This is a genomic window from Thiocapsa roseopersicina (assembly GCF_900106925.1).
Classification (GTDB): domain Bacteria; phylum Pseudomonadota; class Gammaproteobacteria; order Chromatiales; family Chromatiaceae; genus Thiocapsa; species Thiocapsa roseopersicina.
This window is the reverse complement of sequence record NZ_FNNZ01000004.1, coordinates 1-18,370: the sequence shown is the minus strand read 5'-3', so window position 1 is coordinate 18,370 and position 18,370 is coordinate 1. Positions and strand designations below refer to the sequence as shown.

Here is an 18,370-nt window from a genome sequence, read left to right as displayed (position 1 = left end):
CTCCGGGCGCGGTTCAATCCGCTCGCGGAGCGGCCGGTGCTTGAGCGACGGCCTCTGGGCCTTCGACCAATTGACGGATGATGTCGCGACATTCGGCGGCGTTGCCGATCCACGCCAGTCCGGCCTCGGCCGGCACGGCGCCGCTTTTATCGCGGATCTTCGCGATCGTGGTCGCGATCAGCGCGTCGATCTGCGCAGGATCGGTCACCAGACCGCTTTCTTCGGCTGTCTCGACAGCCAGGCAGGCACCGGCCTGGGATCCGATCACCAGTCCGCTCGCGGCACCCAATCCGGCACCGAAGCCGAGTGCGAGGAAACCTCCGACGGCGCTTCCGATCAGGAGAAAGATCAGGGCGAGGATAAATGTCTTCATTGACGTCTCTCTGTAGGAAATGAAATGTCGGAGATTGCGGACGACACCGGCATATCAACGCCCGCTCGCGCCCCATTGCCAGATGCTTTCCCCGCGCGGTAAGGAGACCTCGCCCAAGGCGTCGAAGCGTCCGGTCAGACCTTCCGTGTCGATGCTCCCTGTAAATTCGATCTCGCCTTCGACGGGGTGAACAGCCGAGAAGGAGATGCCGTCGTCCTGGATCGACAGGTCCACAAGCTGAGGTCGCATCGGCAGACCATCGGCGAACTGGATCAAGGCGACGTAAGCGACCGCGTCATCCCGGACATGCGGCAGGATGAAGATCTCGATTCCGATCAGCTCCCCTTGCTCAACCGACGGCTCCATGTTGGAGTAGATGCCTTGGAGCTTCGGCGCGCTGGCGGCCGCGCAGCTGACTGCAGAGCACAAGAGAGCGACGGTCATGCCCATGAGGGTCAGGTGACTGTGTCGAAGGTGCATCGGTGTTGTCCTGTCCACGTGGTCGGCGGCGACGGCGATTTGAACGCGTCCGGCCTCGAAGTGTCGCCGACCGAGCGGGTGCCGACAAGAGTATCAGGATTTTTCCCACGTCCATGTTCGCCTGTCCATCGTCTGTTCGTGACCTGTCGGGTGCCTCTCGAAGCCGCGCTTCGCACGCACTCTTCTTCTTGTTGCTCGGCATGCTCGGTCAGCCCTGCGCAAACGATCGTCCCGCGTTTCTGGCTGCCGAGCGTGCACTTGGGGCCAATGATCTGGCGACCTTCGATCGTCTGGTCGCGGACCTGACGGATTATCCGCTTTATCCATACCTGCGCTTCGCGGTCGTGACGCAGGACCTCGCGGCGACGTCGGATGAGGAGATCGAGCGCTTTCTGACCGATTTCCCGCAGACACAGCTTGCGACCCGTCTGCGTCTTGCCTATCTGGCGCGACTCGCCGCCGCCGAGCGCTGGTCGGATTATGCGCGGATCTACCGGCCGGATGACTCGACCGAGCGGCGTTGTCTGTATCTGAGATCACTCATCGAGACGGGGCGCCGCGACGAGGCCCTGGCCGGAGTCGAGCCGCTGTGGTTGTCTGCCGGGTCGCAGCCGGATGACTGCGATCCCGTCTTTACGGCCTGGGCCGATGCCGGCGGGCTCACGACCGAGCGCATCCTGCAGCGCATCCGTTTGGCGATGGAGGCGGGCGAGCGCGGCGTCGCTCGCCATCTGGGCGGGCTCCTCCCGGATTCGGAGAAATACCGATACGAGGCTTGGCGCGCGGTGGACGCCGATCCGTCGCTCGTCCTGGATCCGGCGTCCGTCGACGATCGCCATCCGCAGCGCGCTGCCATCCTGGCGCACGGCCTGGTCGGTCTGGCACCTCGATCGCCCGCGACGGCCGCCGACGCGTTGGCGTCGCTCCGGGATGTCTTGAGCACGGATGCCGCGGCCTCCGATCGTGCCCATGCAGCGATCGGACAGGTGTTGACGCGCGTCGGGGATCCGCGCGGGCTCGCGGTTTGGGACGGCCTGCGCGCAACCGAGGAAACGACCACCGAGCAAGAGGCGCGCCTGCGTGCTGCCGTCGCCCTGCGTGCCTGGCAGCGTGTCGCGGACTGGGTGGCTCGGATGCCCGAGGGTGCCGTCAAGCGTGACCGCTGGCTCTACTGGCAAGGGCGTGCCGAGACCGAGCTCGGTCGTGACGAAGCGTCCCGCATCACCCTGGCGCGGGCCGCCGATGGACGTAGTCTGTGGGCCTTCCTGGCGGCGGATCGGTTGGGGCTGTCCTATCGACTCGACCATGCCTGGACACCGGCGGAGCCGAAGCGAATCCGCGCGCTGGTGACCAGTCCGACCCTGTCGCGCATGCGCGAGCTGAGCCGTCTCGGTCGCGAGACCGATATGCGCCGCGAGTGGCGCGAGCTGATGGCGCATCTCGATGGTCCGGATCTGATGGCGGCCGCCTATGTGGCCGACGTCATGCGCTGGCATGACCAGGCCGTTCCCGCGTTGGCGCGGTCCGGTTTCTGGGACGACATGGAGCTGCGCTTCCCGGTGCAGCATCGCACCCTGGTCGAGGAGCAGGCCTGGCAGCGTGGGGTGGAGCCGGACTGGATCCTCGCCGTCATTCGACAGGAGAGCGTCTTTGCCCGGACGCTGGCCTCTCACGCCGGGGCGATTGGTTTGATGCAGCTCCTGCCCGGGACGGCGCTGGAAGTCTCGCAGACGCTCGACCTGGATCCGCCGTCGCGTTGGGATCTGCTCGACCCCGCGGTCAACATCACGTTGGGCAGTGCCTACCTCGCGCGCATGCGGGATCGTTTTGGTCACGTCGCCTTAGCCACGGCGGCCTATAATGCCGGGCCGGCGCGCGTGGCTCGCTGGTTGCCGGACGCCTGTCTCGAGGCCGATCTGTGGATCCTGTCGATCCCATTCCTCGAGACGCGTCGGTATGTCGAACGTGTTCTCGCCTATCGGGTGATCTACGGCGAGCGTTTGGGTCTGCCGCCGACACGCCTGTCCGATTGGCTCCCTCCCGTGCCCGGCGCGGACTTCTTCGGGTCCTGAATGAAACACTGATGTCGAACGTCGTCCGTCCTTACCTTACGATCATCGCGATCTGCCTCTGCGTGTCGGTCGCGCCCGCACTCGCCGCCGATACGCGCTCGGCCATGGCGGACGCCATGGTGCGCATGATGGAGGCGATGGGTCTCTTCGGCGCCGCCGGCGGTGCCATGTCCGGCGGTTCGCCGGGCGTCCCCAATCCGATGAGCATGTCCGGATGGCCGTCCGGGTTCGGGGCCATTCCCGGCGTTCCGGGCGCGGGCACGATGCCGTTCCCCGGCGGGTCGCAGATGGATCCGACAAGCCAAATGGGTCAGGTGGGTCAGATGATGGAGCGCTTCAATCCGGGCAGCGCCATGACCGGTGCGATGCCCTGGACAGCGGGTCCGTTGGAGGGTATCTGGGAGGGCAGCGACGACGGACTCCTGATCGTGCAGGGTGGGCGCTATCGCATCTACGCGCCCTTCAGCGGCTACATCGACGGGGACATTCGTGTCGCGGGAGACCGTGTTGCGCTGACCAATCGACGCGAGAGCTTCAGCCAGGAGTTCGAATATGCGTTGGATCAGGGCCGCCTGGTCTTGCGGGATCGTCAGGGCCAGATCTATCTCTATCGCCGACTCGTCCTCGAGGGCGGCTGAACCGCGTCCGGCGCGATCCGCCGTGTCGTCGTGATTCGCGATGTCGAGGATCCCATCAGCCTCGGCAAGACGCGGTTCAGGATAAATCAAAAAATTCTTAAACCGCGCCGACTCCAACGCGCGTTAAGTCTGCCGGGGCCGATCCCATCCAAAAACATCGCATACCGCGCCGGGCGCGGTTTAATAGACCAAGCGCAGGGCGATCAGCAGGAGAAATACCCCGAACAACCGCTTCAAGAGTGCAACCGGCAACCGATGCGCCAAAGATGCGCCGAGGGGCGCGGTGGGCATGCTGGCGAGCAGAATGGCCCCGACGGCAGGCCAATAGACGAAACCGGTGCTCGCGCCGGGCAATCCTTCGCGGCCCCAGCCGACGACCATGAAGCCGATGGCTCCGGCGATTGCGATCGGCAGACCGCAGGCGGCCGAGGTCCCCACGGCCTTGCGCATGTCGATTCCCCGGTTGCTCAGAAAAGGCACCGTCAGGGTACCGCCGCCGATCCCGACCAGCGCGGAGAGCATCCCGATGCCTCCGCCCGCCGCCCACATCCCTCCGGAGCCGGGCAGGGTGCGCTCGTGGTGGATCTTCCGGGGAGCCAGCATGCGGATCCCGACATAGGTCAAAAAGACGGCAAAGAGACGGGTCAGCCAGAGCTCGGGGATGATCCCCGCGAGGGCTGCGCCGAGCCAGGCGCCGAGGACGATGCCGGGCGCCAATCGGGCGACCAGGTCCCAGCGCACCGCACCGCGTCCGTAGTGTGCATAGGTTGATGCCGCCCCGGTCCCGACGATGGCGGCAAGCGAGGTTCCCACGGCGAGATGCGGGATCCAGTCCTCGACCATCCCGATCTGCCCGAACAGCAGGATCAGCGCCGGGACGACGATCACACCGCCCCCGACGCCGAAGAGACCTGCAAGCATCCCGGACGCGGCACCGATGAGAAGATAGGCCAAGAGTTCTAGCAATGGATAGGATCCTGGATGATCGCGAGCCCCGCACGACTGCGTGCTGCGGTGGCGAGTTTTGAAATCAGTCCGCAATTGATGATTGAATAGGGTTGCCCGCGTTCGGTATGACCGCCTGCGGGCGCGGCGCGAGGGGCGAGGCTCCCGAGTGCACTTTCCGCTCGACGCCGCCATCGCAGATGCGGCGGCAATCCGCAGAGGCACCGATTTCATGGGTTTTCCGTTTCCTAAACCGCGTCTCGCCGAGGTTCCAAGGGGAGACGAGACCGAGCATACCTCAGCGCGACAAAGGGCCAACCGGGACGCGGTTTAGCCCGACCACGGGCGCCGAGCCACCCCAGACGAGTCAAGACGACATCATGAGACATCCGTGCATTTGTGTCATCGGGGGGACCGGCTTCGTCGGTCGACATCTGTTGAATCGCCTGTCCGCCGCCGGGTATCGGACCCTTGTGCCGACGCGCCATCCCCATCGCTATCGCCATCTGCGGCTCGTTCCGGGCTGCGAGCTGATCCAGCTCGAGCGCTGGGACGAGAGCGGTTTGCGCGACCTGATGGTCGGATGCGATGCCGTGGTGAATCTGGTCGGGATCCTCAACGAGGGGGGCGGGCGTACCTTCGAGCAGGCTCATGTCGGGATGGTCGAGGCGACGACGCGCGCGGCGCTCGCCGCCGGTGTCGGTGTATATCTTCACATGAGCGCGCTGAATGCGGATCCGGCCGGTCCGAGCGAGTATCTGCGCAGCAAGGGTAGGGGCGAGGCGGTAGCGCTGGCGGCGGCCGAGCAGGGGCTGGCCGTCACGGTGTTTCGGCCATCCGTGATCTTCGGGCCGGGCGACGGACTCTTCAATCGGTTTGCATCGCTGCTGCGTCTGCTGCCGGGGCCTTTCCCGTTGGCCTGTGCCGATGCGCGGTTCTCGCCGGTCTATGTCGGTGATGTCGCGAGCGCCATGCTGCGCACACTCGCGGATCCTGCGAGCCGAGGACAGATCTACGAGCTGTGCGGGCCGCGCACCTTCACGCTGCGCGATATTCTGACCTATACGGGCAGCCACATCGGGCGCAAGGTTCGCGTGATCGCCCTGAGCGACCGTCTCGCACGACTCCAAGCGCGCATCTTCGAGAAGCTTCCGGGTAAGCCCTTCAGTACGGATAATTATCTGTCCCTTCAGATCGACAGCCTCTGTCGAGAGGACGGACTCGACCGGCTCGGGATCACGGCGACCGATGTCGACGCCGTCGTGCCCGGTTATCTGGGTTAACCGCCCGAGGATGGCGTCGGATCGTCCGACACATCCGGTCGGCCCGAGTCCTCGCTAGCATGCTGTACATCGATAAGCTGCTCAGTCAACTCGCCTATCCGCTCGGGCTCTCGCTCGTACTGGCGCTGCTTGCGCTTCTGCTTCTCGTCGCGGGCCGGCGCCGATCGGGTCTCTTCGCCTTGTCGGTCGGGATCCTTTGGCTCGTTCTTTGGTCGATACCGATCGTCTCGGACGGGTTGCGCCTGTCCCTGGAAGGTCGGTTCGCGCGCGAGGCGGTCGGTGCCTTGCCGGTGGCGGATGCCGTGGTCGTTCTCGGCGGCGGTATCCGCGGTGGCCCGCCCGATTGGCCGGATCCGGATCTGGGGCGTGCTTCCGACCGGGTTTGGCATGCGGCGCGGATCCATCATGCGGGGAAGGCGGCGCGCGTCATCGTCTCGGGGGGCTCCATGCCGTGGGCGGGAGAGCGCCGCAGCGAGGCAGATGCGATGTTGCGTTTCCTCGCCGATCTCGGTGTTCCGAGCGATGCGATTCTGCTGGAGGGGCGCAGCCGAAACACCCGCGAGAACGCACTCTATACCGCCGAGATTTTGAGCGCGCAGGGGATCGATCGGGTCCTGCTGGTGACATCGGCCTTGCACATGCCGCGCGCCTTGGCGACCTTTCGCGCGGTCGGGATCGATGCGGTGCCGGCCCCGACCGATTTCGAGGTGATGCCCGAGTCGGCGCATCTCATGCGCTGGCTCCCGGACGCCGAAGCCTTGTCCGACAGCACGCGAGCCCTGAAAGAGTATGTCGGATGGTGGGTCTACCGGTGGCGCGGCTGGGCCGAGTCCTGAGCCCACCGATCATCGAGGGTCGGTGATCGAGCGATCCATCACCAACGGAATCGGCGTGCGCGGAAGCAGGCGGCTGAAATCAATAGAGTGAATTCGAGTGATCGAGTCAATTCATTGGAGGCGATGATGAAAAGGCATGTTTTTATTGCGACTGTCCTTGCGGCCGCGGTGCTCGCCGCCCCCGCGCAGGCGTTGGACGGCGGAGTCGAGAGTCTGCGCGAGACCGGCAAGGCGTTCGCCTCGGTCGGTCGGGCGGTGTCTCCGTCCGTGGTCTTTATCCGCGTCGAGGGCCAGCGCGCGGCGAGTGCACAGGCACCCCTTTCGACACCCTTCGGCGATGCCCTTCCCTTCGGCGATGAGTTCCTCAAACGCTTCTTCGGCGAGGGCTTTCCGGGAATGCCGCGTGGCCAGTTGCCCCAAGCCCCGCCCGAGGGGCCGCGCTCGATGGGGCAGGGCTCGGGATTCGTGTTCGCCGCACAGTCGGGGCTGCTCGCCGACAAGACCTACATCATGACCAACAATCACGTCGTCGAGGGCGCCGAGCGGATCCGCGTCACCTTTCAGGATGGACGTGAATTCGACGCCGAGGTGACCGGCCGCGATCCTCAGTCCGACGTGGCCGTCGTCGAGATCAAGACCGGCGGTCTGCCCGCACTCGCCATGGGCGATTCGGCGAAGCTCGAGGTCGGCGAGTGGGTGGTCGCGATCGGCAATCCCTTCGGGCTGAGCCACACCCTGACGGTCGGCGTGGTCAGCGCCACCGGGCGCACGAGCTTGGGCATCAACGACTACGAGGATTTCATCCAGACCGACGCAGCCATCAACCCGGGCAACTCGGGCGGACCGCTCGTGAATCTCGACGGTGCCGTGGTCGGCATGAATACCGCCATCTTCAGTCGCAGCGGCGGCTATATGGGCGTGGGTTTTGCCATCCCGATCAATCTCGCCAACGCCATCGCCAATCAGTTGATCGAGCAAGGCGAGGTGACGCGCGGCTTCCTCGGTATCGTCATTCAGCCGCTGACCGCGGATCTGGCCGAATCCTTCGGGATGCAGCAGGGCGAGGGCATTCTGGTCGCGCAGGTCACGGAAGACAGCCCGGCGGGGAAGGCCGGTCTGCGCCAGGGCGATGTCATTGTCGCCTATCGCGGCGAACCCGTGACGGACGTGGGCAATTTCCGGAATCGAGTCGCGTTGACCCCGCCGGGCAGCAGCCAAGAGCTCACGATCGTGCGCGAGGGGCAACGGCAGACCATCGGCGTCACCATCGGGACGCTGAACGCCGATGCGCTGGCATCCTCGTCCCCGACCCAAACCAGCGAGGAGCTGGGGCTTACCCTGCAGACCCTCACGCCGCAGCTTGCCGAGCAATTCGGGGGTCAGCCCGGCGAGGGTGTTCTGGTCACGGAGGTAAAACCCGAATCCATCGCCGCCGCGGCGGGCATCGAGCCGGGCACGCTGATCCTGCAGGTCAATCGCGAGTGGGTGAAGAGCGTTGCAGACTTTCAGCAGGCGGTGAAGGCGGGTCGCGAGAGCGGAAGGGTCCTGTTGCTGGTCCGCAAAGACGAGATGCAGCGCTTCGTGGTTCTGAGCTGGTAGCGCGTAGGGCGGGAAGGGAGTCCCGCCGGTCCCTCCGGGCGTGAGCCCGGGGCGCCTCTATGCGATGCGCTGTCCGGATGCCTGTTTCCGCCGACGGCGCCGAGAGCTACTGCCGGCTCGGATCCTCGACATCATTTGCGAACCATTCCGGCCGCGACTGGTCTTGATCTCAAGACCAAGCTGGAAAGTTGGTTTTGCGGTCAGGGCCGATCGGGTTTCCGGGAGGCAGTGCATCGGATTTCCGTCGAGAGTAGCGAGCACCTCCAACAGCGTCGACGTTCGATGCCGCGAGGGTTCTCTGCGCCGTTCCGGCAACCCCCTCGGTAGAACACGATTATCGTCGGGAGGAAATATCATGAGTCTCGTGACCCACCTGAGCGGACATGGCGGCCATGCGTTGCCCGTCATGCACGTTTCTTTGGCAAGACCCTTCATCTGGCTGGGCAGGGGTTGGGAGGATCTGCGACGAACCCCGCGCGCGAGCCTCGCCTATGGATTGCTCGTCTCCGTGCTGGGTGCGGTGATCCTCGGCTTTTGGCGGCATCCGTATTTCATCGCCGCCGGCGTCTCCGGTTTTCTGCTGGTCGGTCCGCTGTTCGCGGCGGGCTTGTGTGAGTTGTCACGTCGTCGCGCAGCAGGAGAGCCTGCCGATTTCGACACATCGCTCTCGGTCCTTGCACGTCATCGCAAGGCCCTGATTCGTTTCTCGGCCGAGCTGTTGGCGATCGCTGCGATTTGGTTTGCCGCCTCCACCCTGATGCTGCATCTGGCCTTGGGAAGCGCCGGTCCGAGTGTCGAGGCGACGCAGTGGGGTGGCGTGCTCGAGCAGATGACGGGGGCTCAGATGATCTCCTACGCCGTGGTCGGCGTCCTTCTCGGGTGCGTTGTTTTCGCGCGATCGGTCGTCGCGGTCCCGCTGATCATCGATAGAAATGTCGATTCGCCGACAGCCGTGCGCACCAGTATCCGTGTCACGCTCTCCGATCTGCCGGCGATGATCCTGTGGGCCGCGCTGATCGTGATCTTGGTCGGTTTGGGCTTCGCGACCTTCCTCGTCGGCATGGTGGCGATCTTCCCGCTGCTGGGGCATGCGACCTGGCATGCCTACCGCGACTTGGTGAAATAAGGAGCGCGACCGGTTCAGCCCGCTCGGCGGTTCGGCCGGGCGGGCTGAATCGCGCTGAATCGCGTCGGTCGAACCTGCCCTCACGATTGGACCTCATCCCCATTCTGCCTTAGATTGCAGTTTTGTCCGGCAGAACCGAGATGGTCGATCCCGAGGTCTTCAAACAACGCGCCGCCGAGCTGATCGGCGTCGGGCATTTTTGTTTTTCGCGCGGCTGGTTGCCGGCGACCTCCGGCAACCTCTCCGCGCGTCTGGATGCGAGCCGCATCGCCATCACCGTGTCGGGGCGTCATAAAGGCGAGCTCGACGCGAGCGGGATCATGGCGATGGATGTCGACGGCACCATCCTGACCGCCGGCTGTCGGCCGTCCGCCGAGACCGAGCTGCATCTGATGCTGTATCGCCGCGATCCGAGCATCGGTGCCGTGCTGCACACCCATTCGGTCAACGCCACCGTGCTCTCTCGCTTGGCCGGCGACGCCCTGACGCTCTCCGACTACGAGGTCTTGAAGGCGTTGCCCGGGATCGAGACGCACGAGACCCGGCTTGCGCTGCCTGTTTTCGCCAACGACCAGGACATCGTCCGTCTGGCCGTCGAGGTGGAGCGAGCGCTCGAGCGCATGCCGGATCTGCCGGGCTACTTGATTGCCGGTCACGGCCTCTATACCTGGGGCAGCAACGTCGCCGACGCGCGTCGGCGTATCGAGGCGTTCGAGTTCCTGCTCGAATGCGAAACCCTCACGAGGAGCATGACCCGATGAGCGAGCTGCGCGTTCACACAGAAGACGGGCCCGTCCCCGAGGCGGTCTTCCATGACTTCGCCGACATCCGGCGCGAGCTGGGCGCCCTCGGCGTCAATTTCGAGCGCTGGCAGGCGGACCGCCTCCTGGCGCAGGATGCGACGCCCGACGACGTCATCGCCGCCTATCGCAGCGACATCGACCGTCTCATGGCCGACTATGGCTTCGGCGCCGTGGATGTCCTGCGCATGACGCCGGACCACCCCGACCGCGAGGCCCTGCGCGCCAAGTTCCTGAACGAGCACACCCATACCGAGTTCGAGGTGCGCTTCTTCGTCGAGGGCAGCGGTCTGTTCTATCTGCACACCAACGGCCGGGTCTACGCCGTGATCTGCGAGCAGGGCGATCTCATCAGCGTTCCCGACGGCACGACTCACTGGTTCGACATGGGTCCGCGCCCGCATTTCACCGCGATCCGCCTCTTCACCAATCCCGAGGGCTGGGTCGCCAACTTCACCGGCAGCGACATCGCGTCGCGCTTTCCCCGCTTCGAGTAATCAGTCCCCATGATCAAGGCGATCCTCACCGACATCGAGGGCACCACCTCGAGCCTCTCGTTCGTAAAGGACGTGCTCTTTCCCTACGCCGCGGAACGTCTTCCCGACTTCGTGCGGGCGCATCGCGACGATCCGCAGGTGGCGCAGCTGCTCGAGGATGCACGCGCCGTCGCGGACGGGGCAGGCGACGAGGACGCGTTGATCGCCGCGATGCTCGACTGGATCGCCACCGACCGCAAGATCACGCCGCTCAAGGCATTGCAAGGTCTCATCTGGGAGGAGGGTTACGCCCGAGGCGCCTTCCGAGGCCACATCTACGAGGATGCCGCCCGCCGCCTGCGCGACTGGCACGGCGCCGGTCTGAGGCTCTATGTCTATTCCTCGGGCTCGGTGCATGCCCAGAAGCTGCTGTTCGGGCACACCGACTACGGCGACCTCACACCGGTTTTCGCCGGCTTCTTCGATACGCGCATCGGCGGGAAGCGCGAACCCGAATCCTACCGCGCCATCGCCGCGGAGATCGGTCTGCCGCCCGGAGAGATTCTCTTCCTGTCGGACATTCGAGAAGAGCTCGATGCCGCGCAGGATGCCGGGATGGAGACGATCGCCTTGCGCCGCGAAGGCGTGACCGGTCCCTTCGGAGAGCATCCGGTCGTCGATGATTTCGATGGGGTTCGGCCGATCGAGGATTGAGCGGCGGCCTCAATGTCGGACCAAGGCGTCTCGCATCTGCATAAAGGCGATCAGATACTCGAACATGATGCGCCACATCAGCTCCATGAAGAGGAACGCAGCGACGAACAGCAGGATTCCGAGCACGCGCCAACGCAGCCGCACCGTCGCGGTTACAAGCCCCATCCCGGCTCGATATGCGTCGCCCACCGGCTCGAAGCGGCGCATCAAGAACAAAGCCATGAGCCAGGCTGCGAGGGGCATGACGACGGCGCCCAGATAGTAGAACACCAGCAGCGCATGGCGGCTGATCATGGTGTCGAAGGAGAGGAACTCGGTCATCCGAAAACACCAGGGTGTCTCGCCGCCGCGTCCGGGGAATGCGGAAGGCAGAGCGCCGACTTTGCGGCGATCGATTCAGATGCGGGTGCTGGCTCTGGCTCTGGCTCCCGTCATTCGGGGTGAGCCTGATTCGAAATTCGAGATGAAATGGTGCCGAGGAGAGGACTCGAACCTCCACGAGCTTTCGCCCACATGGACCTGAACCATGCGCGTCTACCAGTTCCGCCACCTCGGCATGAGGTTCCGGGGATGTCTTGAAGAAGTCCGTCCCCGTGGCAAGGCGCGAATATTAGTGAGACAACCGAAGGGTGTCAAGGCTACACTAACCTTTTCCGGACAAGAACGAGCCCAAGTGACAAGACGCCGAAATCCGACAGCCGCCAAAGAAGCGGATCCCCATCGCCAGCGCGAGGCGAAAAAGTACGCCAACCCTATCCCCAGTCGCGAATTCATCCTCGAAACACTCACCAACCTCGGTGCACCGGCCGGTGCCGACGAGGTCGCTCGCGAGCTCAACCTCACCGACGAGCAGGATCTGATCGCCCTGGAGCGCCGACTCGGTGCCATGGTGCGCGACGGTCAGCTGGTGCGGAATCGCAACCAGGCCTTCTGCCTGGTCAACCGGCGCGATCTGATCGCCGGTCGTGTCATCGGACATGCGGACGGTTTCGGCTTCGTGCGCCCGGACGAGGGTGGCGACGACCTCTACCTCTACCCCAAAGAAATGCGCGCGCTGTTTCACGGCGATCGTGTCGTCGTGCGTGTCGCGGGACGCGATCGACGGGGTCGGCTCGAGGGTGCGGTCGTCGAGATCCTGGAGCGTAAGACCCGGACCGTCGTCGGGCGGCTCTACAAAGAGAGCGGCGTCGGCTTCGTCGCGCCGGACAACAAGCGACTGACCCACGACATCATCATCCCGAGCGACCGGATCGCGGGCGCCGAGCAGGGCCAGATCGTCGTCGCCGAGATCACGGATCAACCGACCCAGCGCACCCAGCCGATCGGCCGGATCTTGGAGGTCCTCGGCGACCACATGGCGCCCGGGATGGAGACGGACATCGCGATCCGTGCCCACGATCTGCCGATCGAGTGGCCGGAGGCGGTCGAGGCAGAGATCGCCGGGCTCGGCAGCGAGGTTCCGGAGGCGGCGAAGGAGGGCAGGACCGACCTGCGCAAGCTCCCCCTGGTCACGATCGACGGGGCCGATGCACGCGACTTCGACGATGCCGTCTATTGCGAGCGCAAGCCCAAGGGCTGGAAGCTGCTGGTCAGCATCGCCGATGTGTCGAGCTATGTGGTGCCGGGTACGGCGCTGGATACCGAGGGCTATTCGCGCGGCAACTCGGTCTACTTCCCGGACCGGGTCGTTCCGATGCTGCCGGAGGTGCTCTCCAACGGGCTCTGCTCGCTCAACCCGCACGTCGATCGGCTCTGCATGACCGCCGAGCTCTACATCAACGCCGAGGGCAAGGTCACGCGGACCCGCTTCTTCGAGGGCGTCATGCGCTCGCATGCGCGGCTGACCTACGATCAGGTCGCCGCCATGATCATCGACGGCGATGCCGATCTGTGCGAGAAGCACGCGGACCTGCTGCCGCACCTGCACGAGCTTTACGCCCTCTACCAGACCCTGCACCAGGCGCGCGCCGAGCGCGGTGCCATCGACTTCGACACCGTCGAGACCAAGTTCGTCTTCAACGAGCAGGGGCGCATCGCCGCCGTGGTTCCGCTGGTGCGCAACGAGGCGCACAAGATCATCGAGGAATGCATGCTGGCGGCGAACGTGGCCGCGGCGCGTCTCTTCGAGCGCAAGAAGATGCCTGCGCTCTACCGCATCCATGACCTGCCGAACGCCGAGAAGCTGAGCGACCTGCGCGAGTTTCTGGGGCAGCTCGCGCTCAAGCTCCCGGGCGGCGAGAAACCGACCGCCAAGGACTATGCCGCGCTGCTCGAGATGGTCAAGGAGCGCCCGGATCGGGGCTTGATCCAGACCGTCTTGCTGCGCTCCATGCAGCAGGCGATGTACAGCTCGGACAATGTCGGCCATTTCGGTCTGGCCTACGAGGCCTACACCCATTTCACATCGCCCATCCGGCGCTATCCGGATCTGGTCGTCCATCGGATCATCAAGCACATCCTGCGCGGCGGCACCGCTGCCGATCTGGACTACTCCAAGATGGAGCTTCAGCAGATCGGCGAATACTGCTCGGGCACCGAGCGGCGCGCCGACGAGGCGACCCGCGACGCCGACGACTGGCTCAAGTGCGAGTTCATGCAGGGCAAGCTCGGCGAGAAATTCGACGGCATCATCACCAGCGTCAACTCGTTCGGCATCTTCGTCGAGCTCGACGAGGTCCATGTCGACGGCTTGGTGCACATCACCGCGCTCGACAACGACTTCTACCATTTCGACCCCATCGGTCATCGTCTGCACGGCGAGCGCACCGGCACCGTCTACCGTCTCGGCGATCCGCTGCGGGTGCAGGTTGCGGCCGTGAATCTCGACGATCGCAAGATCGACTTCGTGCTCGCCGAGCCGAGCGGGAAGGCCGGCAAGGGCGGACAAGGCGGGAAGGGCGGTCAAGGCGGCCCGGGTCCGCGCACGTCCAAGCCAAAGCAGAAGGCCAAGCCGACCGGGCAGGCGTCGGATCAGGCCACAGCTGCGGGGCAGGCACCGGCACCGCGGGCACAGGCCCAGGCAGACAAGCCCGCCGAGGGTGCCAAGAAACCGCGCTCGCGCAACCGACGCAAGCGCAAGCCGACCGGCACGGCGCCGACCTCCTGACCATGAAGGCATCGCGACGCCCTGTCGTGAGCCGTGACGAGGTGCGGCACCCCACGGCGGGGCTGCACCCGGTCGGCGGTATCCACAGCGCGCGAGCCGCGATCAAGTTCGGGAGCGAAGGGGTCGGTGAGCTTTGGCTCGACCGCAGTCGTCGCGACCGTCGCTTGTCCGAGCTGGCCGATCTGGCGAGCCAAGCGGGCGTGAAGGTCCGCCAGGTCGAGCGCGACGAGCTAGAGCGCGCCGCGGAGGGGACAAATCATCAGGGCGCCTTGGCCTGGGTGCGGGTCCCCTCGGCACGCTCCGAGCAGGATCTCGATCTGCTCCTGGAGCGCATCGAAGGTCCGCCCTTCCTGCTGCTGCTCGACGAGGTTCAGGATCCACACAATCTCGGCGCCTGTCTGCGCACCGCTGAAGGCGCCGGCGTTCACGCGGTCATCGCACCGAAGGACAACGCCGTCGGTCTCACTCCGGTCGTCTGCAAGGTCGCCAGCGGCGCCGCCGAGACGCTGCCCTATGTCCAGGTCACCAATCTGGCCCGGACCATGGGGTACCTCAAGGAGCGAGGAGTCTGGCTCACCGGGACCAGCGGCGATGCCGACACCGAGCTCTATGCCGCCGACCTCACCGGGCCTCTCGGCCTGGTCATGGGCAGTGAAGGCACTGGCCTGCGCCGTCTCACACGCGAACACTGCGACCGTCTGGTCCGTCTACCGATGTGCGGGACGGTCGAGAGCCTTAATGTGTCCGTCGCTGCGGGTGTTTGTCTCTACGAAGCGTTGCGTCAACGCAGGGTCTGATCTAACCGGAGAATGTGGCGGATCAGGCGCGCCGGCGCGCTTCTCGGGTTAGGCTTCTCTGATCCGACCGAGGGCGGAGGTGTCGACAAGCGGCTCGATGGTGAGTACGTGCATGGTGTTGCCGTCGATCCTCCAACGGATGTTCAGATCGTAAAGCCGGAGGCCGAACTCCCGGCGCTGGGGATAGCGATCCATGTAACCCGGGCGCGGATCTTGGGTGAGGACCTGCTCGATCAGCTCTCGCAGTCGGCGCGTTCCGGTCGGATCTGCGTCGGCGATGCCTTGCAATGACTCCACGGAGAAGGCGACATCGGCGGCGACGCTCTCGGGCTCCGCGGCAAAGCCGCTGTGCGCCCCGGGGATGTTGTCCGCGTACGGCACATAGGGTTTGATGTCCAGGACCGGGGTGCCATCCAAGAGATCGACGCCCCGAACCTTGAGTGCGAGTCCGTGCGCATCCCTGATGAGTCCAAGCTGCTCGACCGCGGAGATCCCGATGGGGTTCGGACGATAGGGCGCGCGGCTCGCGAAGACACCGACACTCTCGCGCCCGCCGAGACGCGGCGGTCGCACCGTCGGGCTCCATCCTGCAGTCAGACAGTCCTCGTGAAAGACGAAGAGGATCCAGACGTGCGAGAAACCCTCGAGTCCCTTGAATGCCTCTTCTCGGGCAAACTTGGGCAGAAGCTCGATATGCGCCTCGGCGGCGGTCACCAACCCGGGCTGGCGCGGAATCCCGAACTTGTCGGTGTATGGGGAGCGTACGTGGCCGATGGGTGCGAAGGTGAAGGACATGCGCTGGCCTGCTGTCTTTGGATGGGGCCAATTATGCCGGAGAATGCCGCTGGCCTCCCGCCAGCAGCCTCCGGCAGTGACTTGCGGGATCGCTTTGGCGTGGGCCTGACCGCGCTGCGCCGGGATCGATCTCCGGCAAGACAAGCGCACACCGGCATCTCGAAGGGCAGACGGCTGGAAGCCGGTGGCCGGCGGCTTCCCCCGAGATGACAGGACCGACCAAGCCCGCCGGACGCGGCGCGACCCTGAACCCGGACTCGCGCTATTCGGCCGAGCGACGCGAGGCCGAAGACGACGGCTGGCCGGTCGACGATGAGCTCCCGCCCCTGCGCACGCAGCTCGGGGTGGACACGAGCCGCACCCTCATCAGCTACAACCAGTCGCCCGACATCCCCTTTGATCGCTCGGTAAATCCGTTCCGCGGCTGCGAGCATGGCTGTATCTATTGCTATGCGCGTCCGACACACGCCTGGTTGGGTCTATCGCCCGGGCTGGATTTCGAGACCCGCCTCTTCTGGAAGCCGGATGCGGCGCGCCAATTGGAGCAAGAGCTGGGAGCCCGGAATTATTGCCCCGCAACCCTGGTGCTCGGGGCAAACACGGATCCCTATCAACCGATCGAGCGACGCCTCGGGCTGACGCGCTCCGTGCTTCAGGTGCTGCATGATTGTCGCCACCCGGTCGCCATCACCACCAAGTCGGCCCTGGTCCTGCGCGATCTGGATCTGCTGGTCCGGATGGCCGAGCGCGGGCTCGTCGCGGTGCAAATCTCAGTGACGACGCTCGATCCGCACCTGGCGCGTCGGCTCGAACCGAGGGCGGCGTCCCCGGAACGGCGCTTGGATGTGGTGCGGACGCTCGCGCTGGCCGGCGTGCCCGTCGGCGTCCTCGTCTCGCCGCTGATCCCGGGTCTGACGGATGTCGACCTCGAGCGCATCCTGAAGCGAGCCGTCGCAGCGGGTGCTTCCCGTGCCGGCTGCCTTCTCATCCGTCTACCGCACGAGGTTGCGGAGCTTTTCGATGCATGGCTTCGAGTGCATGTCCCGGATCGGGCCGAGCACGTGTTGAGCCTGATCCGACAATGCCGAGGCGGACATCTCAACGACCCGAAATTCGGCTCTCGCATGACCGGGCAGGGTCCGGTCGCCGAGCTGCTTACTCAGCGCTTTCGTCTGGCCGCGCGTCGCTTGGGTTTGGACCGACACGACAGCGGATGGGATCTCGACGCGTCCCGCTTTCGCCGGCCGCGGGTCCCGGGGAGTCAGCTCGATCTGTTCGAGCAGGATTAAACCGCGCCCGGCGCGGTGTGCGATGTTTTTGGATGGGATCGGCCCTGGGCAGGCTTGACGACCGCTGGAGTCGGCGCGGTTTAAGAGTTTAAAAATATATCATCTTAAACCGCCTCCCCGCTAAGGGTTGTGGATGCACCAAACGTTGAGCTCACTCGAAAATGAGCATCTTGCTCTGGACGCGGTTTAGGGCAGCGTGAGCGGCGAAGGAGGCAGGAGGCCGTCACCCGGAAGCTCTTCGCTTTCCCCGCGTTGTCACCGCTTTGTCACGCCCAGCGCATTCCCTTATCCTTCACGCGCTTTTAGGGCGCGAAGAGGGTCGCGCCTCGTCTCCACACTCAATAATCAGGGGCGCGACGATGACGAAGAAGGGCTCAAGGCTGTTGGTGGCTGCGGTTGGTCTCGGAGTGTCGTCGCTGACACAGGCGTACGACCTGCCCGCCGTGAATCTCGGGTTCACCAGTTTTCTCGACGGTGCGCCGCCGGCAGGCCCCGGGTGGTACGCCCAGCAGTACGTGCAGTTTTATCGCAACGGACGCCTCAAAAACGCAAACGGCGGTGATCTACTTCTGCCGACCGCGCGTGGACTCGAGAAGGCCGAGGTCGAGGCGAACATCGGTTTGACTCAGGTCCTTTATCAGTCCGACCAACCCCTCCTGCTCGGCGGCAAGTGGGGCATGAATCTGATGCTGCCCTACGCCGGCTTCGATCTGGATCCCAAGGACAACTTCGCGATTTCCGCGAACGGCGGCAATCTGGGCGACCTCTTGATCGGGCCCTATCTGCAGTGGGATCCCATCATGGGTCCCAACGGACCCAGGTTCGTGCAGCGTGTCGAATTCCAGTTGATCTTCCCGACCGGCTCCTACGACGCAAACGATGCGCTGAACGTCGGCAGCAATTATTTCTCCTTCAACCCTTATTGGGCCGCGACGGCCTTCCTGGCTGAGTGCGGTCAGCGATTTTGATGGTTTCGCGATCAAGTTGCGTGATAGGGGTCGGCGAAGCGCTCCCCCGGTCTCGCGCGGCCGGGGTGTGGGC

General features: G+C 65.0%; 18 protein-coding genes and 1 tRNA gene. 13 read left to right on the top strand and 6 right to left on the bottom strand.

What is annotated here, in order from left to right:
• Positions 1 to 13 precede the first annotated feature (13 nt).
• Positions 14 to 373, bottom strand: a complete 360-nt coding sequence (locus tag BLV04_RS05950) for a hypothetical protein (protein WP_093029068.1) — start codon at positions 371 to 373, stop codon at positions 14 to 16.
• 54 nt (positions 374 to 427) lie between these two features.
• On the bottom strand, positions 428 to 853 hold the full coding sequence (locus tag BLV04_RS05945; RefSeq protein ID WP_093029066.1) for a hypothetical protein: 426 nt from the start codon (positions 851 to 853) through the stop codon (positions 428 to 430).
• A gap of 113 nt (positions 854 to 966) precedes the next feature.
• Here BLV04_RS05945 and BLV04_RS05940 point away from each other — a divergent pair, with 113 nt between their 5' ends.
• Together BLV04_RS05940 and BLV04_RS05935 are read left to right on the top strand one after the other, a co-directional pair.
• Positions 967 to 2,925: a transglycosylase SLT domain-containing protein gene (locus BLV04_RS05940; RefSeq protein ID WP_093029064.1), complete on the top strand. Its 1,959-nt coding sequence runs from the start codon at positions 967 to 969 to the stop codon at positions 2,923 to 2,925.
• 11 nt (positions 2,926 to 2,936) lie between these two features.
• The gene (locus BLV04_RS05935; RefSeq protein ID WP_093029062.1) at positions 2,937 to 3,563 is read left to right on the top strand and encodes a hypothetical protein; all 627 of its coding nucleotides are present in this window, start codon (positions 2,937 to 2,939) and stop codon (positions 3,561 to 3,563) included.
• Between the two features lie 180 nt (positions 3,564 to 3,743).
• Here the strand turns inward: BLV04_RS05935 and BLV04_RS05930 are convergent, their stop codons facing one another.
• Positions 3,744 to 4,529 carry a sulfite exporter TauE/SafE family protein gene (locus tag BLV04_RS05930; protein WP_245731755.1) on the bottom strand — a complete coding sequence of 262 codons (786 nt, stop codon included), beginning with the start codon at positions 4,527 to 4,529 and terminating at the stop codon, positions 3,744 to 3,746.
• Positions 4,530 to 4,888: 359 nt separating this feature from the next.
• On the opposite strand from BLV04_RS05930, the gene BLV04_RS05925 reads away from it, so the two are divergent.
• The 7 genes from BLV04_RS05925 to mtnC all read left to right on the top strand — a co-directional run bounded on the left by BLV04_RS05925 (position 4,889) and on the right by mtnC (position 11,342).
• The gene (locus BLV04_RS05925; RefSeq protein WP_093029060.1) at positions 4,889 to 5,791 is read left to right on the top strand and encodes a complex I NDUFA9 subunit family protein; all 903 of its coding nucleotides are present in this window, start codon (positions 4,889 to 4,891) and stop codon (positions 5,789 to 5,791) included.
• Positions 5,792 to 5,850: 59 nt separating this feature from the next.
• Positions 5,851 to 6,627 carry a YdcF family protein gene (locus tag BLV04_RS05920; RefSeq protein WP_093029058.1) on the top strand — a complete coding sequence of 259 codons (777 nt, stop codon included), beginning with the start codon at positions 5,851 to 5,853 and terminating at the stop codon, positions 6,625 to 6,627.
• A 126-nt stretch (positions 6,628 to 6,753) separates the two neighbouring features.
• A complete protein-coding gene (locus tag BLV04_RS05915) occupies positions 6,754 to 8,226 on the top strand; it encodes a DegQ family serine endoprotease (protein WP_093029056.1) in 1,473 nt (490 codons plus the stop codon).
• Between the two features lie 355 nt (positions 8,227 to 8,581).
• On the top strand, positions 8,582 to 9,352 hold the full coding sequence (locus tag BLV04_RS05910) for a DUF2189 domain-containing protein (RefSeq protein ID WP_175534512.1): 771 nt from the start codon (positions 8,582 to 8,584) through the stop codon (positions 9,350 to 9,352).
• A 140-nt stretch (positions 9,353 to 9,492) separates the two neighbouring features.
• Positions 9,493 to 10,113 carry a methylthioribulose 1-phosphate dehydratase gene (locus BLV04_RS05905; protein WP_093029466.1) on the top strand — a complete coding sequence of 207 codons (621 nt, stop codon included), beginning with the start codon at positions 9,493 to 9,495 and terminating at the stop codon, positions 10,111 to 10,113.
• The gene (locus tag BLV04_RS05900) at positions 10,110 to 10,649 is read left to right on the top strand and encodes a 1,2-dihydroxy-3-keto-5-methylthiopentene dioxygenase (RefSeq protein ID WP_093029052.1); all 540 of its coding nucleotides are present in this window, start codon (positions 10,110 to 10,112) and stop codon (positions 10,647 to 10,649) included. The genes BLV04_RS05905 and BLV04_RS05900 overlap by 4 nt, the downstream gene beginning before the upstream one ends.
• 9 nt (positions 10,650 to 10,658) lie before the next feature.
• Positions 10,659 to 11,342: an acireductone synthase gene (gene mtnC, locus BLV04_RS05895; RefSeq protein WP_093029050.1), complete on the top strand. Its 684-nt coding sequence runs from the start codon at positions 10,659 to 10,661 to the stop codon at positions 11,340 to 11,342.
• Between the two features lie 9 nt (positions 11,343 to 11,351).
• On the opposite strand, the gene BLV04_RS05890 is transcribed toward mtnC, so the two are convergent.
• Positions 11,352 to 11,663, bottom strand: a complete 312-nt coding sequence (locus BLV04_RS05890) for a DUF4282 domain-containing protein (RefSeq protein ID WP_093029048.1) — start codon at positions 11,661 to 11,663, stop codon at positions 11,352 to 11,354.
• Positions 11,664 to 11,811: 148 nt separating this feature from the next.
• Positions 11,812 to 11,898 (bottom strand) — tRNA-Leu (locus BLV04_RS05885).
• Positions 11,899 to 12,015: 117 nt separating this feature from the next.
• Here BLV04_RS05885 and rnr point away from each other — a divergent pair.
• On the top strand, positions 12,016 to 14,448 hold the full coding sequence (gene rnr, locus BLV04_RS05880; RefSeq protein WP_093029046.1) for a ribonuclease R: 2,433 nt from the start codon (positions 12,016 to 12,018) through the stop codon (positions 14,446 to 14,448).
• A gap of 2 nt (positions 14,449 to 14,450) precedes the next feature.
• Positions 14,451 to 15,245 carry a 23S rRNA (guanosine(2251)-2'-O)-methyltransferase RlmB gene (gene rlmB / locus BLV04_RS05875; RefSeq protein ID WP_245731754.1) on the top strand — a complete coding sequence of 265 codons (795 nt, stop codon included), beginning with the start codon at positions 14,451 to 14,453 and terminating at the stop codon, positions 15,243 to 15,245.
• A 48-nt stretch (positions 15,246 to 15,293) separates the two neighbouring features.
• Here the strand turns inward: rlmB and tsaA are convergent, their stop codons facing one another.
• Positions 15,294 to 16,040 (bottom strand): tRNA (N6-threonylcarbamoyladenosine(37)-N6)-methyltransferase TrmO, encoded by a 747-nt coding sequence (gene tsaA, locus BLV04_RS05870; protein ID WP_093029044.1) that lies wholly within the window; start codon positions 16,038 to 16,040, stop codon positions 15,294 to 15,296.
• Between the two features lie 206 nt (positions 16,041 to 16,246).
• Between tsaA and BLV04_RS05865 the strand changes: the two genes are divergently transcribed.
• Together BLV04_RS05865 and BLV04_RS05860 are read left to right on the top strand one after the other, a co-directional pair.
• On the top strand, positions 16,247 to 17,329 hold the full coding sequence (locus BLV04_RS05865) for a PA0069 family radical SAM protein (RefSeq protein WP_093029042.1): 1,083 nt from the start codon (positions 16,247 to 16,249) through the stop codon (positions 17,327 to 17,329).
• 359 nt (positions 17,330 to 17,688) lie between these two features.
• Positions 17,689 to 18,297, top strand: a complete 609-nt coding sequence (locus tag BLV04_RS05860) for a SphA family protein (RefSeq protein ID WP_245731753.1) — start codon at positions 17,689 to 17,691, stop codon at positions 18,295 to 18,297.
• The last annotated feature ends 73 nt before the right edge of the window (positions 18,298 to 18,370 follow it).

Coding starts and splice junctions, on each gene's coding strand:
- BLV04_RS05950 (WP_093029068.1), bottom strand. CDS start 373: ATGAAGACATTTATCCTCGCCCTGATCTTTCTCCTGATCGGAAGCGCC.
- BLV04_RS05945 (WP_093029066.1), bottom strand. CDS start 853: ATGCACCTTCGACACAGTCACCTGACCCTCATGGGCATGACCGTCGCT.
- BLV04_RS05940 (WP_093029064.1), top strand. CDS start 967: ATGTTCGCCTGTCCATCGTCTGTTCGTGACCTGTCGGGTGCCTCTCGA.
- BLV04_RS05935 (WP_093029062.1), top strand. CDS start 2,937: ATGTCGAACGTCGTCCGTCCTTACCTTACGATCATCGCGATCTGCCTC.
- BLV04_RS05925 (WP_093029060.1), top strand. CDS start 4,889: ATGAGACATCCGTGCATTTGTGTCATCGGGGGGACCGGCTTCGTCGGT.
- BLV04_RS05920 (WP_093029058.1), top strand. CDS start 5,851: ATGCTGTACATCGATAAGCTGCTCAGTCAACTCGCCTATCCGCTCGGG.
- BLV04_RS05915 (WP_093029056.1), top strand. CDS start 6,754: ATGAAAAGGCATGTTTTTATTGCGACTGTCCTTGCGGCCGCGGTGCTC.
- BLV04_RS05910 (WP_175534512.1), top strand. CDS start 8,582: ATGAGTCTCGTGACCCACCTGAGCGGACATGGCGGCCATGCGTTGCCC.
- BLV04_RS05905 (WP_093029466.1), top strand. CDS start 9,493: ATGGTCGATCCCGAGGTCTTCAAACAACGCGCCGCCGAGCTGATCGGC.
- BLV04_RS05900 (WP_093029052.1), top strand. CDS start 10,110: ATGAGCGAGCTGCGCGTTCACACAGAAGACGGGCCCGTCCCCGAGGCG.
- mtnC (WP_093029050.1), top strand. CDS start 10,659: ATGATCAAGGCGATCCTCACCGACATCGAGGGCACCACCTCGAGCCTC.
- BLV04_RS05890 (WP_093029048.1), bottom strand. CDS start 11,663: ATGACCGAGTTCCTCTCCTTCGACACCATGATCAGCCGCCATGCGCTG.
- rlmB (WP_245731754.1), top strand. CDS start 14,451: ATGAAGGCATCGCGACGCCCTGTCGTGAGCCGTGACGAGGTGCGGCAC.
- tsaA (WP_093029044.1), bottom strand. CDS start 16,040: ATGTCCTTCACCTTCGCACCCATCGGCCACGTACGCTCCCCATACACC.
- BLV04_RS05865 (WP_093029042.1), top strand. CDS start 16,247: ATGACAGGACCGACCAAGCCCGCCGGACGCGGCGCGACCCTGAACCCG.
- BLV04_RS05860 (WP_245731753.1), top strand. CDS start 17,689: ATGACGAAGAAGGGCTCAAGGCTGTTGGTGGCTGCGGTTGGTCTCGGA.